This is a genomic window from Solitalea canadensis DSM 3403 (assembly GCF_000242635.2).
Taxonomy (GTDB): domain Bacteria; phylum Bacteroidota; class Bacteroidia; order Sphingobacteriales; family Sphingobacteriaceae; genus Solitalea; species Solitalea canadensis.
This window is the reverse complement of sequence record NC_017770.1, coordinates 3068651-3081822: the sequence shown is the minus strand read 5'-3', so window position 1 is coordinate 3081822 and position 13172 is coordinate 3068651. Positions and strand designations below refer to the sequence as shown.

Genomic DNA, 13172 nt, shown 5'->3' with positions numbered 1-13172 from the left:
GTTATTTCTTTGTCTGCGTTTGCACAAATGTAAAAGTCTTTTTGTGTAAAACAAAAAATATTTGTGAAAAATTGTAAAAAATTTAAACTTAAATATGTTTTGTTGATTATTTGATAAGATTATTATAGAATTTTATCGATTCTAATATCTCTTCTTCGCTGCAATAATAGTTAATTGTGGAGGTTCCAATGGAATTGAGCAAAGTGAAATTGATCTTATCGTCCTCATTTTTTTTGTCATTTTTCATGAAGGCAAGCAGGTCATCAAAGCTATTTTCATCAACCTTATAGCTTGGGTAAACGGATAAAATGAAATCGCAGATTTCATTTAATTCTTCTTGTTGCAAGTCTGCAAATTTATGAGACAAGTAACTTTCGGCAATCATTCCGATAGCGATGGCTTCACCATGTAACAAAGGATTTTTGTCATGCTGTAAGGAATAGCTTTCAATAGCGTGTCCGATCGTATGTCCGTAGTTTAATTTTTTACGTATATTTTTTTCGTGTGGATCAGCTGTTACCACTTCATTTTTAATCGCTACAGAACGATGAATAATAAGCGGGTCTATATCATCAAAAATGATGAATTTAATCGCATTAAAGTACTCTTTATCTACAATTAATCCATGCTTGATGATCTCTGCAAAACCCGATATAATTTCTCTTTTTGGAAGCGTTAACAAGAAAGATGGATCAATAATAACGGTCTGTGGATTGGTAAAGGTACCAACCATATTTTTTACCGCATCTACATCGATTCCTGTTTTACCCCCGACAGATGCATCAACTTGTGAAAGAAGGGTAGTAGGGATTTGTAAAAAGTCAATTCCTCGTTTATAAGTTGCAGCAGCAAAACTTCCCATGTCTGTTACTACTCCGCCACCTAAGTTGATTACAAGACTTTTTCTGTCGGCACCAAAATCAAGCAACATTTTCCAAATGCCAATACATATGTCGATGTTCTTGTTTTCCTCCCCATTATCAATTTCAATAATATCATGAGGAATATCACCTGCAATATTTAAAGCAATACCCGGATAGCAATGTTCGCTGGTATTAGTATCAACAAGGAAAAATATTTTTGAATAATTTCTTTTTTGCAGAAAATCGATCAACAGTTCAGAAGCGTCGCCAAAAACAACTTCATACCCCGAACTTTGAATAGCTTGTAAATTCATGAGGCCAAATTACAATTTCCCGATGAAATTATTCGACGTTGTATCGGAAGAAGATACGACCCTCAATTGTAAAAGTATTTGTTAACGATCTGTCATTTAGTTGATTAAAACTTAATTGTATTTGTTTCTAAAATTGTAAAAAATGTATCTTTGGGGCATGATAGAGAGCCGCCCCATCAATAAACCATCAGCTCTATCTTTCGACAATACAGAAATTGCATTCTCGCATATGTCGGATAGCGAGCTGAAAAAAGCCTATTGGCTATTTAAAGTGATCAATGTTAATTTTCTAGTGAAAATTGGCCCACCAATAACAAATTTTGCATTGAAATTGGGATTACCCATTGTAGGTATTATCCGAAAAACAATATTCAGTCATTTTTGCGGTGGAGAAAGTATCAAAGATTGTGAGAACACAATTAATCAGCTTGCTAACTATAAGGTTGGTACAATCTTAGATTATTCAATTGAAGGCGAGAATAATGAAAAAGCCTTTGATGAAACCTGCCATGAAATCATTTCCACAATTAACCGTGCTACCAAAGATCACAAAGTTCCATTTTCAGTATTTAAAGTAACAGGTTTAGCTCGTTTGGAGTTGTTGGAGAAAATTCAACGAGGTGATCAATTGTCAGAAAAGGAAAATCTGGAGTGGTTAAGAGTACAATCTCGCGTTGACATGATTTGTCATGCAGCTTTTCAGGCCGGTATTCCTGTGATGATTGATGCGGAAGAAACCTGGATTCAGGATCCTATTGATAATATGACAATTGATATGATGAAAAAATATAATCGTATCGATCCTATTGTTTATAATACTTACCAGATTTATCGTCACGACAGATTAGCGTTCCTAAAGGAAAATGCACAAGAAGCCGAAGAAAATAACTACTATTTAGGTGCTAAATTGGTTCGTGGTGCATATATGGAAAAAGAACGTGAACGTGCTGCTGAAATGGGTTATGAATCACCAATTCAGCCGGATAAAGCAGCTACTGACTGTGATTATGATGAAGCTGTGAAATTCTGTGTGGAGCATTTGCATAGAATTGCTTTTGTAGCGGGTACACATAATGAAAATAGCTGTAGGAACCTAGTTAATTTATTGGAAGAACATAATATTGAAGGTCAGAATCCTAAAGTGTATTTCTCTCAGCTTTTAGGTATGAGTGATAACTTAAGCTTCAATTTATCGCACGCAAACTATAACGTAGTAAAATATGTGCCTTATGGACCGGTAAAATCCGTATTGCCTTATTTATTCCGTCGTGCACAAGAGAATACAGCTATAGCCGGACAAATGGGCCGGGAGCTGGGTTTGATTGTAAAAGAGAAGCAACGCAGAAGAATTTAATGGAGAATTGAGAATAGTTTGAAAAGCTGTACGGAAACGTGCAGCTTTTTTTGTGTCGGACTGATAAATAAACTGACTTATAATGAATTGAAATTCTATTGTTTGAGAAATTTTTAATTTATATTTAAGTAAGTAAACCCGATATCTTATGAAAAAAATACATTTCCTTTTCTATCCTGCATTAATAATAGCGGCAGCATGTTCACGTGGAGAGAACCAAGAACAGATTGCTGCTGCACATAAAATTACCGAAGCTAAGGTTGCTTCTATGGATTCTCTTTATAATCTCATGATTACACAACAAGTAAGAACTATTACAGAACGGGATTCTTTAATTAAATTAGTTAAAAGCGAGAACGACAGTTCTTATTTGGCTTTGCGTAATCGGGCAAAATCAGGCTTGTTGCGCCATCGTGAACTAATTGATTCAATGGAAACGGTAGTTAAGCAGCATAAAGAATTCTTAAGTAAAATTCCGGTGTTGGAAGTAGGAAGAAGGCAAATACAATCAGATCAAATCATGCTTGATCAAACCCAGAAAAAATTGGTTAATCAATATCACGATCTTCAGAAGAGTTTAAAAGTGCTTCGCGTTGAAGTTGATCAGGAAGTGAAGTAGTTTTTTAGTCTTGAGTCTTGAGTAAAGCCTAACGTTAATGGAATTAAGGCTAATATTTCAAACGCTAAACTCAGAACTCAAGACTCAAAATTAAAGAAGAGACTCAGAACTAAAGAGACTCACAACCGTTGTTTTCCCCCCAGAATATCAAAAAATAGTTTAAAGTCGCTTGCTAGGCTGTAAAGTGGATACTGAAAAGTGGCTGGTTTATTCTTTTCAAAGAAAAAATGACCAACCCACGCAAATCCATAACCAACAACTGGTATTAACAATAGCCAAATGGGTTTATGGAATAAGACAGCTGCCAGTAAAATCACAAATACCAATCCTGTTCCTACAAAATGTAATCTGCGACTTGTAGAATTTTGGTGTTCGGAAAGATAAAAAGGATAAAACTCCTGGAACGTTTTATATTTTTTTTCTTCTGTTGCCATGTATTAATATAAGGGTTAATTTTCATTTTTTAAAACAGCCACAAAACCACCACCAGGCTGCATTTTTACATGTAAAGTCTTGTTTGCAGAAGGTAAGTTGGTGTCAGATACTGTTGCTTGGTTGATGGTCATTACTTCAGTTTTCTTTTTATAATCGGTACCGACTCTATCTGCATTTATTCCATCTTCAAAATAGGTGATGGTGTATTGATTGCCTTTTAGAAAAGGTAAAGAAAGATCAAACTCTTTGCTTTTTTCGTTTGTTAAAGCTGCAATGTACCAGGTATTGCCTTTTCTGCGGGCAACAGCAAGATACTCACCCAATTTTCCTTCTAAAGGTATGGTTTCATCCCAAACAGTCGGAACCTGAGATAGAAAATTCAACATGTCAGTTTCTTTCTCATAATCAGTAGGTGAATCTGCAAGCATTTGCAAAGGAGCGTAGAAGCAAACAAATTTAGCCAATTCGTGACAGCGAGTGCCCATGCTCATTGGTCGTTGGTAAACAGGACGGAAATTCTCAATTGAAGCATTTCTGGTTGCTCCAGGCGTATAATCCATTGGCCCCGCAAAATTCCGAAGAAAAGGCAAATGAGTGTCATGGTTAGGTTTTACGGTGTCCCATTTGCTTTGTTCTAAACCATAAACCGCTTCGTAATTAATCACATTCGGGTATTTTCGCTCCAATCCGGTTGGTTTGCAGGCTCCGTGAAAATTAACCAATAATTTACGTTTGGCCGCTTCACGGGCAACACGTTCATAAAACTCCATGACAGGTTGATCGTCCCGGTCCATAAAATCAACTTTTATACCGGCAATGTTCCATTTTTGGAATTGATCCAACGCTTCAGGAAGCTGCCTGTCCAACGTATACCAAACCATCCACAAAATCAATTTTACGTTTTTCTGGCGGGCGTACGCTATAATTTCAGGCATGTTTATTTTATCTGAAAGTTTGAATAAATTAAACTGATCAGACCAACCTTCGTCAAGGTTTACATACTCAATCCCGTTTTTTGCTGCAAAATCAATGAAGTATTTATACGTCTCTGTATTAACTCCCGATTTAAAGTCAACGCCCTGCAAGGTATTTGCATTCCACCAATCCCAAGCCACTTTACCAGGCTTTACCCAACTATAATCATCTTTAGCACTTTCATCTGCCAATAAGTAAACAATCGGATTGTTTAATAATGATTTTTCATCATCGGTGATCGAAATTACTCTCCATGGAAAAGTTCGTGTACCAGCAGTATGAGCTATGTAATCTGCAGTTTTCTTTACATGGAGATTAAAATTACTATAACCTCCTGGTTTTGTTTCCAAAGGGTATTGGGGGAACTTTGCTATTAAAGAATTGGCTTTTGCATTGTTCTTTATCAGGTACATGCCCGGATAACTGTATAAATTAGTTTCTGAAACCACCACCTTAATGTTATTGTCTACATTTATTACACTTGGCAAGCAAGCATAAAAAGAATCGAGTTTGGAGATGGTTTTAGTTTGATAAACAGTTTCATAACCATGATAATCCTTGTTTCTTCCTAATGTCGTGAAACTATAATCTTTGTCTAAATTTAGTTCGAAATGTTCATTTTTGATGGTAATCGAATCTTTTAAGGAGGCAATAAACCGGTATGCAACGCCTTCATTATTGGCTCGAAGGGCAAGTGAATAACCACCTTTAAAATCAATAATCAACTCATTATAGTTGTTTTTGTAAGAAGAGCTAGTTCCATAGAGTGGCTTGATTTCGTTGTTTACTGATTTTGCAGTTTTCTTAGTTACCGCTGAATGACCAAATGTTTTTCCATTAACAAGTTGCAATTCGAGGACTGATGGTTGAATAATAGTTTTGTTATTAAAATCAACTCTGTAACTTAAGTTTTTGCTCGCAGTAATTGCGAGTTTAAGTTTTTGATTAGGCGAAGTAACACTGTACTCCTGCGCTTTTGCGGCATAACTTATCAATGCCAGTGAAAGGTAAAGTAATTTTTTAATGATCATTAGATTAGCGGTCAAGTCCTAAAAATATTGATTTTCTACATATTCACAGTCTTAATGTTCAAATTCCTATATTTGCACTCCATTTTTTAAGAAATAGATAGATTTTAAACATGCTAAACGAACAGGAAATTCAACGACGTGAAGGGTTGAAAGAGTTACGCCAGTTAGGCATCAATCCATATCCGGCTGAATTATTCGAAGTTAATGCCCACGCCAAACAAATTAAAGATAATTTCAAAGAAGGAAGTACTGAGTTTGCTAACGTGTCATTAGCTGGCCGTATTATGAGCAAGCGCATTATGGGTAGTGCTTCTTTTGCCGAAATTCAGGATTCAACCGGACGTATACAAGTGTATATTGCTCGTGATGAGATTGCACCGGGTGAAGATAAAACGCTTTATAACACAGTATTTAAGAAGATTCTGGATATTGGTGATTTTGTGGGAATTAAGGGTTATGCATTTTTAACTAAGACTGGCGAGATTTCTGTTCACGTTAGTTCTTTAACTGTTCTTAGTAAGTCATTAAAACCTCTTCCAATCGTTAAGCGTGATGAAGAAGGACATGTTTTTGACGGTTTTACTGATCCTGAATTGCGTTACCGTCAGCGTTATGTTGACTTAACGGTAAATCCAGAGTTCAAGAATATATTCATTACCCGTTCAAGGATAATCAGCACAATGCGTCAGTATTTTGATTCGCATGGCTGGTTAGAGGTTGAAACGCCTATTTTACAGGCAATACACGGTGGTGCAGCGGCTCGTCCGTTTAATACACACCACAATACGCTTGATATGCCATTATTTCTGCGTATTGCTAACGAGTTATACTTAAAACGTTTGATCGTTGCAGGTTTTGATGGTGTTTATGAGTTCGGTAAAATGTTCCGTAATGAAGGAATGGACCGCACTCATAATCCCGAGTTCACATCTATGGAGATCTATGTAGCTTACAAAGATTACAAATGGATGATGACCATGACCGAAGAAGTTATTGAAAAAACAGCCTTGGCTATTCATGGTACCACTACAGTACATGCCTGGGGTAATGATATTAGCTTCAAGGGTCCTTATGAACGTTTGAGTATGTATGACTCAATTGAGAAATACACCGGTATAAATGTTTCAAAAATGGACGAAACTCAATTACGTGATGTATGTAAACAATTGAGTATTGAAGTGGATGAAACAATGGGTAAAGGGAAATTGGTTGATGCGATCTTTGGTGAAAAAGTAGAGCATAACCTTATTCAACCTACTTTCATTACGGATTATCCAATTGAAATGACTCCGTTGGCTAAAAAGCACCGTAGCGAAGAAGGACTTGTAGAGCGTTTTGAATTGTTCGTAAACGGAAAAGAAATCGCTAATGCTTACTCAGAGTTGAATGATGCAATTGATCAACGTGAGCGTTTTGAGGAGCAGTTAAAATTAGCAGCACGCGGTGATGATGAGGCAATGGCAATGGATGAGGATTTCTTACGCTCATTAGAGTACGGTATGCCTCCAACTGCTGGTTTAGGAATCGGTATTGACCGTTTGGTGATGTTGATGACCAATCAGAGCACCATCCAGGAAGTATTGTTTTTCCCCCAAATGCGCCCTGAGAAAAAGCAAACAGCAAGCACTGACGAAGATTTTGTTGCTATTGGAATTCCTATTGATTGGGTTCAGGTAATTCGTAAAATGGGATTCAATACAGTAGAAGAGTTAAAAGCGGCAAATCCGAATAAAGTATTTAATGATATGGGCGGAATGAAAAAGAAAATGAAGCTCGAACTTAAAAATCCGTCATTAGAAGAAGTAAAAGTTTGGTTTGAATAGATCAAACTTAGAATAAAAAAAGCGTCCCTTCTTGGTTGAACCTAAGAAGGGACGCTTTTCTTTTATGAGCTTATGTTTTATTTACGATTGTAGACAAGCTTAGTCTCAATTTTGCCATCATCGTTTATTTCAACAAATGTAAGTGTAAGTTCTTTGCTAAATAATGAATAAATGGCAAAGAGCTCTTCCGGACTGGCATCATTAGCTTTTACTAACAGGGTGTTATTGTCAACACGGTAATTTACCGAAGAAACAACAGCATTTCCATTTGCATCAACCTGCGAAATGATTTTTCCATTGTTAAATTCTAACTCTAGTTTATCTTTTTCAGCAAATTGCGAAATAGGAATATTAAAGGAATTAACAACGTTTCCATTTCCATCAGTAACTTTTACATCTGCTTTTACCAATGACCATTTACCATCTAATGATGGTTGCGGATCATCATTATCCTTACAGGATGTCACAATGCTGAAAACTCCTAAAAGAATTATGAATAATGTGCTTAGTTTTTTCATGAAAGATTCGGTTTTTAATTGTCAGTAAGTGAAAAATGACCTTCGGTTGTTTTTCAATACTTAATACGTAAAAATGGTTGGAATAGTTGCAATAAAAAACGCTTGACAAAGCAGATATCCTTTTTTTGCTATTAATTTTTGGCCAAAACTACTATCTTGGCGTCAAATAACAATTTTTTATATGTCAGTTTCGCTTGAGCCCTCATGGCTTGCTGTATTGAAAGATGAATTTGAAAAAGATTACATGGTTAAGCTTAAGGCTTTCCTACAAGAAGAGAAAAGCAATGGAGCTGTAATCTATCCTAGTAACTCCGATATATTTAATGCCTTTACTTATACCCCGTTCGATGAGGTGAAAGTAGTTATTTTAGGCCAGGATCCTTACCATGGAGCAGGTCAGGCACATGGTCTATGTTTTTCGGTACAAAAGGGAGTAGCAGTTCCACCTTCATTAAAGAATATTTATAAAGAATTAGATGCAGATCTTAATATTCAGGCGCCCAATCATGGAACACTTACAGAATGGGCCAAAAGAGGAGTATTGTTATTAAATGCAACACTTACAGTAAGGGCAAGTCAAGCAGGTTCGCATCAAAATAAAGGATGGGAGCAATTTACAGATACAGTTATCCGTAAGTTATCTGAAAAGAAAAAAGGATTGGTGTTTATCCTTTGGGGGAATTATGCAAAAGCTAAAACAGCTTTAATAGATGCAAACAAGCATTTTATTTTGACTGCAGCCCATCCATCACCGTTTTCGGCATATAATGGATTTTTAGGCTGCAGACATTTTTCAAAAACAAATGAGATCCTAACCAAAGAAGGTTTAGCTCCCATAGATTGGCAAATTACTTCTCAAGAACAATAGGCAACGAAGGCTTAATGGTGCTTGATAAAATCATCATTGAGCTTTGATGACCAATTTCTTCAATTTTACTTAGTTTCTCCAAAATAATACGTTCGTAACCCTTCATGTCTTTAGCAACCAGCTTTACAACAAAGTCTGACGAACCGGTTACGTGATGACACTCTACTACATCCTCAATCGCATTGATTTTTTGAATGAATTTATTTCTGGCATCAGGAATATTTAGGTTAATAGTAATCTGAATAAAGCATTTTACGCCAAAACCTAACGACTCTTCATCAACTGAAGCATGGTAACTTTTAATGTATCCCTGATTTTCAAGCTTACGAACACGCTCAAGAGTGGGAGCGGGAGAAAGGCCTATCTCATTGGATAATTGCAAATTGGTAATTCGTCCGTCTTTTTGTAGTAATTTGATAATGTGTAGGTCTATCTTATCGAGATGATGTCCGTTCATTGTTTTATATTTCCTACAAAGTAGCAAATTTATTTGCCACCAAACAATATTCTGCCGAAAAAAAATTTGGAAAATTTAGGTTAGTCTAAAAAAAATATTAGATTTGACAGACTTTAATTATGAACTCATTTACAGAAGAAAACTATCTAAAAGCCATTTATAAGCTTACCGAGCACATTGTAGGGAATGTAACCACAAATGCAATTGCAGAAGTGATGAATACTAAGGCAGCTTCGGTAACAGATATGTTAAAAAAACTAGCGGATAAGAAATTAATAAATTACGAACGCTACCAAGGAGTCAGCCTTACCAAAAAGGGTGAGGAGATAGCCGTTCAAATTATTAGAAAACACCGGTTATGGGAGTGTTTTTTAGTGAATAAGCTTAATTTTAAATGGGACGAGGTTCATGATATTGCGGAAGAACTTGAACATATTAATTCCGATAAATTGATAAATAGATTGGATGAATACCTGGGTTTTCCTAAATATGATCCCCATGGCGACCCAATTCCTACTAAAAATGGGGTGTTTTCCATAACCAATTTTCATAAGCTGTTAAAACTTGATGAAGGAGATTCCGGAAAAATAGCCGGTGTTTCTGACCACACCAATACCTTCCTACAATACCTCGAAAAACAACAACTCGGATTAGGCGCATCCATCACAATCAAAGAAAAAAATGAATACGATCAATCGGTTATTGTTTCAACAGCCGATGGTAGAACGCTTTTTCTAAGTAAGGAAGTAGCAAATAATATTCTGGTAGCAAAATAAAATTATGTCACAGGCACACAGTTCCGGTTCGTTAGCCGAAGTTCATTCAAGCGTAAGTATTCCAGTATCAAAGAGTCCATGGAAACGGTTTATGGCATTTATTGGCCCGGCTTATTTGGTAAGCGTTGGTTATATGGACCCCGGGAACTGGGCTACAGATATTGCAGGAGGAAGTAAGTTCGGCTATCAGTTAATATGGGTGTTATTGATGTCGAATTTAATGGCTTTGTTACTTCAAAGTTTAAGTGCCCGTTTAGGAATTGTACGTGGATTGGATCTTGCCCAGGCATCTCGTAAAACTTACCCAAGCTTTATTAATATTCCATTATACATATTAGCCGAAATAGCGATTGCTGCCTGTGATTTAGCCGAAGTTATCGGTATGGCCATTGGGTTAAAATTGCTGTTTGGCTTGCCATTAATATGGGGTGTATCTATTACGGTATTGGATACGTTGATCATTCTGTTCCTCATGAATAAAGGCATTCGAACAATGGAAGTGTTTATTGTTTCGATGGTCTTTATTATTGGAATGGCATTTTTAGTCGACGTGTTTATTGCGCAGCCGGATGTAAAGGAAATTGCTAGAGGTTTTAAACCTTCTATTTTAGGTGGCGAAGCTTTATACATTGCTATCGGTATTATTGGTGCAACGGTAATGCCTCATAATCTGTACCTTCATTCATCGTTGGTACAAACAAGGAAAATAGAAAATGAACAAAGGAGTCTTAAAGAAGCGTTGAAATTCAATTTCTTTGACACCACAATTGCGCTGAATCTTGCATTTTTGGTTAATGCTTCAATTTTGATCCTGGCCGCAGCAGCTTTTCATAATAACGGATACTTTGAGATTGCAGATATTGAAGATGCTCATGAATTGCTTACCTCTATATTTGGATCGTTAGCTCCTGCATTATTTGCCGTTGCCTTGATTGCATCTGGACAAAGTTCAACTATAACTGGAACGTTGGCCGGACAAATTGTAATGGAAGGTTATTTAAATTTACGTATTCGTCCGTGGCTGCGTCGTTTGATCACTCGTATCATTGCAATAGCTCCAGCCATGATAACAATTATTTGGTTTGGGGAGGATAAACTTGGAGAACTTCTGGTTTTAAGTCAGGTGGTGTTAAGTCTGCAGTTAGGATTTGCCATCATCCCATTAATCCATTTCTGCAGTGATAAATCTCAGATGAATGGTTTTGCCATTAAAAATTGGGTAAAGGTGCTGGCGTGGATAAGTGCTACTTTAATCATTTCATTAAACGTGAAACTGGTGTACGAAGAAATAACAGGCTGGTTAGTATCAGCAGGAGACAATGTAATTTATATTTACATTCTTGTTCTTCCGGTAACCATCTTAACAGGTTGCCTGCTTTTGTATGTAATAGTTGTTCCGTTTATCAGAAGGAAAAGTCCTAAAGATGATTTTGTGCCTCATGGAACTGCATTATCTATTGATTCACCAGATTTTATCGAATATAAAAATATTGCTATCACGATTGATTTTTCAGCGATGGATCGCCACACTATCAGAAATGCGTTAGTTCAAGGGGGAAAGGATGCTGATTACACACTTATACACATTGTAGAGAGTGCAGGAGCCCAATATTTGGGACAATCAATCAATGATTTTGAAACGCGTAGTGATGAACGAAATATTGACAAGTATGTGAGTGAAATCAAAAAGATGGGGTACAAGGTAGAAGGGAAGATTGGATATGGTAATCCGGCAAAGGCAATCGCTAAAATTGTAAATAATAGTGAAATTGATTTTTTAGTGATGGGTGCACATGGACATAAAGCGTTAAAAGATGTTATCTTTGGGGCAACTGTAGATACCGTAAGGCACAAAGTAAAAGTGCCGGTATTAATTGTGAAAGATAATCAGTGAACAAGAGTATTTATATTAATCTAAACAAAATACTTTGTTCTAACATTTTTTGAATATGTCGGGTAATAACGTAAATATAAAGAACAAGAAAGCCTATTTTGAATACCATATCCTTGATAAGTATACAGCAGGGATAAAATTGTTAGGAACAGAAATAAAATCTGTCCGTGAAAGTAAAGTAAATATTAGTGATGCATTTTGTGCGTTTATTGACGGACAATTGTATGTTAGAAACATGCACATTGCAGAATACTCTCATGGTTCATTTTATAATCATGAGTCAAAAAGAGATCGAGCTTTGCTATTGCAAAAAAAAGAGCTTAAAAAACTGTTACAACGCACAAAGGAAAAAGGTTTAACCATAATACCTTTATATATGTTTATCAGTGAACGTGGATTTGCCAAAATAGAAATTGGTTTGGCTCAGGGTAAGAAAGAATTCGATAAACGAGATAGTATAAAAGAGCGCGACGCGAAAGTGGAGTTGGGTAGAGCGAGGAAATTTTAGGTTAGCTATTAGCTTTTAGTCGTTAGCCTTTAGCCATTAGAAACTTCTAACAGCTAACAGCTAATAGCCAGTAGCTAAACTACCAGGCTTTATCCCCAATCAGAGGAACGAACCTGAACTGAGCGAATTCTACCTTTTCGTATTCTTTTTCAGACACCCGCAATACGGTTGTCATGGTTTGTACTTTTTCATCACCAACAGGTATAACTAAAATCCCACCAATGGCCAGTTGTTTTAACAGCGTGTCCGGAATGCTTGGAGCACCGGCTGTTACTAGTATTTTATTAAATGGAGCCTCTTCAGGAATACCGTTAGAACCATCACCCAAGTAAAAGTTTGCAGTGTAGCCAAGAGTAGGCAGAAACTTTAATGTCTTATCAAATAATTCTTTTTGTCGTTCTATTGTATACACTTTAGCACCAAGTTCCACTAAAATGGACGTTTGGTAGCCAGAGCCTGTTCCGATCTCGAGTACTTTTTCACCTTTTTGTATGTGTAAAAGCTCGGTTTGGTAGGCCACGGTGTATGGTTGAGAAATCGTTTGCCCCGCGTCGATTTGCAGAGCTTTATCTGCATAAGCAACTTCAGCAGCATATTTTTCAACAAAAAAATGGCGCGGTATTTTTTCAATTGCCTTTAGAACAGCCTCATCCTTAATGCCCTTCTCTTTAAGTTGCTTTACTAAAACCTTTCTTAATCCTTTATGTTTATACGAATCGAGCATTAATTTTAAATTA

At 36.4% G+C, this 13172-nt stretch carries 13 protein-coding genes; 7 read left to right on the top strand and 6 right to left on the bottom strand.

Going from position 1 to position 13172, the window contains the following annotated elements; all coding sequences use genetic code 11:
• Window positions 1-106 precede the first annotated feature (106 nt).
• Complete coding sequence (gene aroB, locus SOLCA_RS12705; protein WP_014680859.1) at window positions 107-1177, bottom strand: 3-dehydroquinate synthase; 1071 nt, start codon at window positions 1175-1177, stop codon at window positions 107-109.
• A gap of 157 nt (window positions 1178-1334) precedes the next feature.
• On the opposite strand from aroB, the gene SOLCA_RS12700 reads away from it, so the two are divergent.
• Together SOLCA_RS12700 and SOLCA_RS12695 are read left to right on the top strand one after the other, a co-directional pair.
• The gene (locus SOLCA_RS12700) at window positions 1335-2531 is read left to right on the top strand and encodes a proline dehydrogenase family protein (protein ID WP_042481258.1); all 1197 of its coding nucleotides are present in this window, start codon (window positions 1335-1337) and stop codon (window positions 2529-2531) included.
• A gap of 148 nt (window positions 2532-2679) precedes the next feature.
• Complete coding sequence (locus SOLCA_RS12695) at window positions 2680-3150, top strand: hypothetical protein (protein WP_014680857.1); 471 nt, start codon at window positions 2680-2682, stop codon at window positions 3148-3150.
• Between the two features lie 119 nt (window positions 3151-3269).
• Here SOLCA_RS12695 and SOLCA_RS12690 read toward each other — a convergent pair whose 3' ends face one another.
• Both SOLCA_RS12690 and SOLCA_RS12685 read right to left on the bottom strand, forming a co-directional pair.
• Window positions 3270-3584 (bottom strand): DUF962 domain-containing protein, encoded by a 315-nt coding sequence (locus SOLCA_RS12690; protein WP_014680856.1) that lies wholly within the window; start codon window positions 3582-3584, stop codon window positions 3270-3272.
• Between the two features lie 15 nt (window positions 3585-3599).
• Window positions 3600-5591: a glycoside hydrolase family 97 protein gene (locus tag SOLCA_RS12685; RefSeq protein ID WP_014680855.1), complete on the bottom strand. Its 1992-nt coding sequence runs from the start codon at window positions 5589-5591 to the stop codon at window positions 3600-3602.
• Window positions 5592-5701: 110 nt separating this feature from the next.
• Between SOLCA_RS12685 and lysS the strand changes: the two genes are divergently transcribed.
• A complete protein-coding gene (gene lysS, locus SOLCA_RS12680) occupies window positions 5702-7414 on the top strand; it encodes a lysine--tRNA ligase (RefSeq protein ID WP_014680854.1) in 1713 nt (570 codons plus the stop codon).
• 77 nt (window positions 7415-7491) lie between these two features.
• Here the strand turns inward: lysS and SOLCA_RS12675 are convergent, their stop codons facing one another.
• Entirely contained in the window at window positions 7492-7932 is a 441-nt protein-coding gene (locus tag SOLCA_RS12675; protein WP_014680853.1) for a lipocalin-like domain-containing protein, read from the bottom strand.
• Window positions 7933-8113: 181 nt separating this feature from the next.
• Between SOLCA_RS12675 and ung the strand changes: the two genes are divergently transcribed.
• Window positions 8114-8800 carry a uracil-DNA glycosylase gene (gene ung, locus SOLCA_RS12670; protein WP_014680852.1) on the top strand — a complete coding sequence of 229 codons (687 nt, stop codon included), beginning with the start codon at window positions 8114-8116 and terminating at the stop codon, window positions 8798-8800.
• Here the strand turns inward: ung and SOLCA_RS12665 are convergent.
• Window positions 8781-9257, bottom strand: a complete 477-nt coding sequence (locus tag SOLCA_RS12665) for an Lrp/AsnC family transcriptional regulator (protein ID WP_014680851.1) — start codon at window positions 9255-9257, stop codon at window positions 8781-8783. The genes ung and SOLCA_RS12665 overlap by 20 nt on opposite strands.
• A 119-nt stretch (window positions 9258-9376) precedes the next feature.
• On the opposite strand from SOLCA_RS12665, the gene SOLCA_RS12660 reads away from it, so the two are divergent.
• From SOLCA_RS12660 to smpB, 3 genes are read left to right on the top strand one after another with little or no spacing between them, the layout of a single operon-like run.
• A complete protein-coding gene (locus SOLCA_RS12660) occupies window positions 9377-10033 on the top strand; it encodes a metal-dependent transcriptional regulator (RefSeq protein ID WP_014680850.1) in 657 nt (218 codons plus the stop codon).
• A gap of 4 nt (window positions 10034-10037) precedes the next feature.
• Entirely contained in the window at window positions 10038-11927 is a 1890-nt protein-coding gene (locus SOLCA_RS12655; RefSeq protein ID WP_014680849.1) for an Nramp family divalent metal transporter, read from the top strand.
• A 55-nt stretch (window positions 11928-11982) separates the two neighbouring features.
• On the top strand, window positions 11983-12435 hold the full coding sequence (smpB, locus tag SOLCA_RS12650; protein WP_014680848.1) for an SsrA-binding protein SmpB: 453 nt from the start codon (window positions 11983-11985) through the stop codon (window positions 12433-12435).
• 79 nt (window positions 12436-12514) lie between these two features.
• Here the strand turns inward: smpB and SOLCA_RS12645 are convergent, their stop codons facing one another.
• Entirely contained in the window at window positions 12515-13159 is a 645-nt protein-coding gene (locus SOLCA_RS12645) for a protein-L-isoaspartate(D-aspartate) O-methyltransferase (RefSeq protein ID WP_014680847.1), read from the bottom strand.
• Window positions 13160-13172 lie beyond the last annotated feature (13 nt).

Bases quoted from the DNA above. Each gene is read 5' to 3' on its own strand.
- SOLCA_RS12675 (WP_014680853.1), bottom strand. From the start codon at position 7,932: ATGAAAAAACTAAGCACATTATTCATAATTCTTTTAGGAGTTTTCAGC.
- SOLCA_RS12700 (WP_042481258.1), top strand. From the start codon at position 1,335: ATGATAGAGAGCCGCCCCATCAATAAACCATCAGCTCTATCTTTCGAC.
- SOLCA_RS12690 (WP_014680856.1), bottom strand. From the start codon at position 3,584: ATGGCAACAGAAGAAAAAAAATATAAAACGTTCCAGGAGTTTTATCCT.
- SOLCA_RS12660 (WP_014680850.1), top strand. From the start codon at position 9,377: ATGAACTCATTTACAGAAGAAAACTATCTAAAAGCCATTTATAAGCTT.
- smpB (WP_014680848.1), top strand. From the start codon at position 11,983: ATGTCGGGTAATAACGTAAATATAAAGAACAAGAAAGCCTATTTTGAA.
- SOLCA_RS12645 (WP_014680847.1), bottom strand. From the start codon at position 13,159: ATGCTCGATTCGTATAAACATAAAGGATTAAGAAAGGTTTTAGTAAAG.
- SOLCA_RS12665 (WP_014680851.1), bottom strand. From the start codon at position 9,257: ATGAACGGACATCATCTCGATAAGATAGACCTACACATTATCAAATTA.
- SOLCA_RS12655 (WP_014680849.1), top strand. From the start codon at position 10,038: ATGTCACAGGCACACAGTTCCGGTTCGTTAGCCGAAGTTCATTCAAGC.
- SOLCA_RS12685 (WP_014680855.1), bottom strand. From the start codon at position 5,591: ATGATCATTAAAAAATTACTTTACCTTTCACTGGCATTGATAAGTTAT.
- aroB (WP_014680859.1), bottom strand. From the start codon at position 1,177: ATGAATTTACAAGCTATTCAAAGTTCGGGGTATGAAGTTGTTTTTGGC.
- lysS (WP_014680854.1), top strand. From the start codon at position 5,702: ATGCTAAACGAACAGGAAATTCAACGACGTGAAGGGTTGAAAGAGTTA.
- ung (WP_014680852.1), top strand. From the start codon at position 8,114: ATGTCAGTTTCGCTTGAGCCCTCATGGCTTGCTGTATTGAAAGATGAA.
- SOLCA_RS12695 (WP_014680857.1), top strand. From the start codon at position 2,680: ATGAAAAAAATACATTTCCTTTTCTATCCTGCATTAATAATAGCGGCA.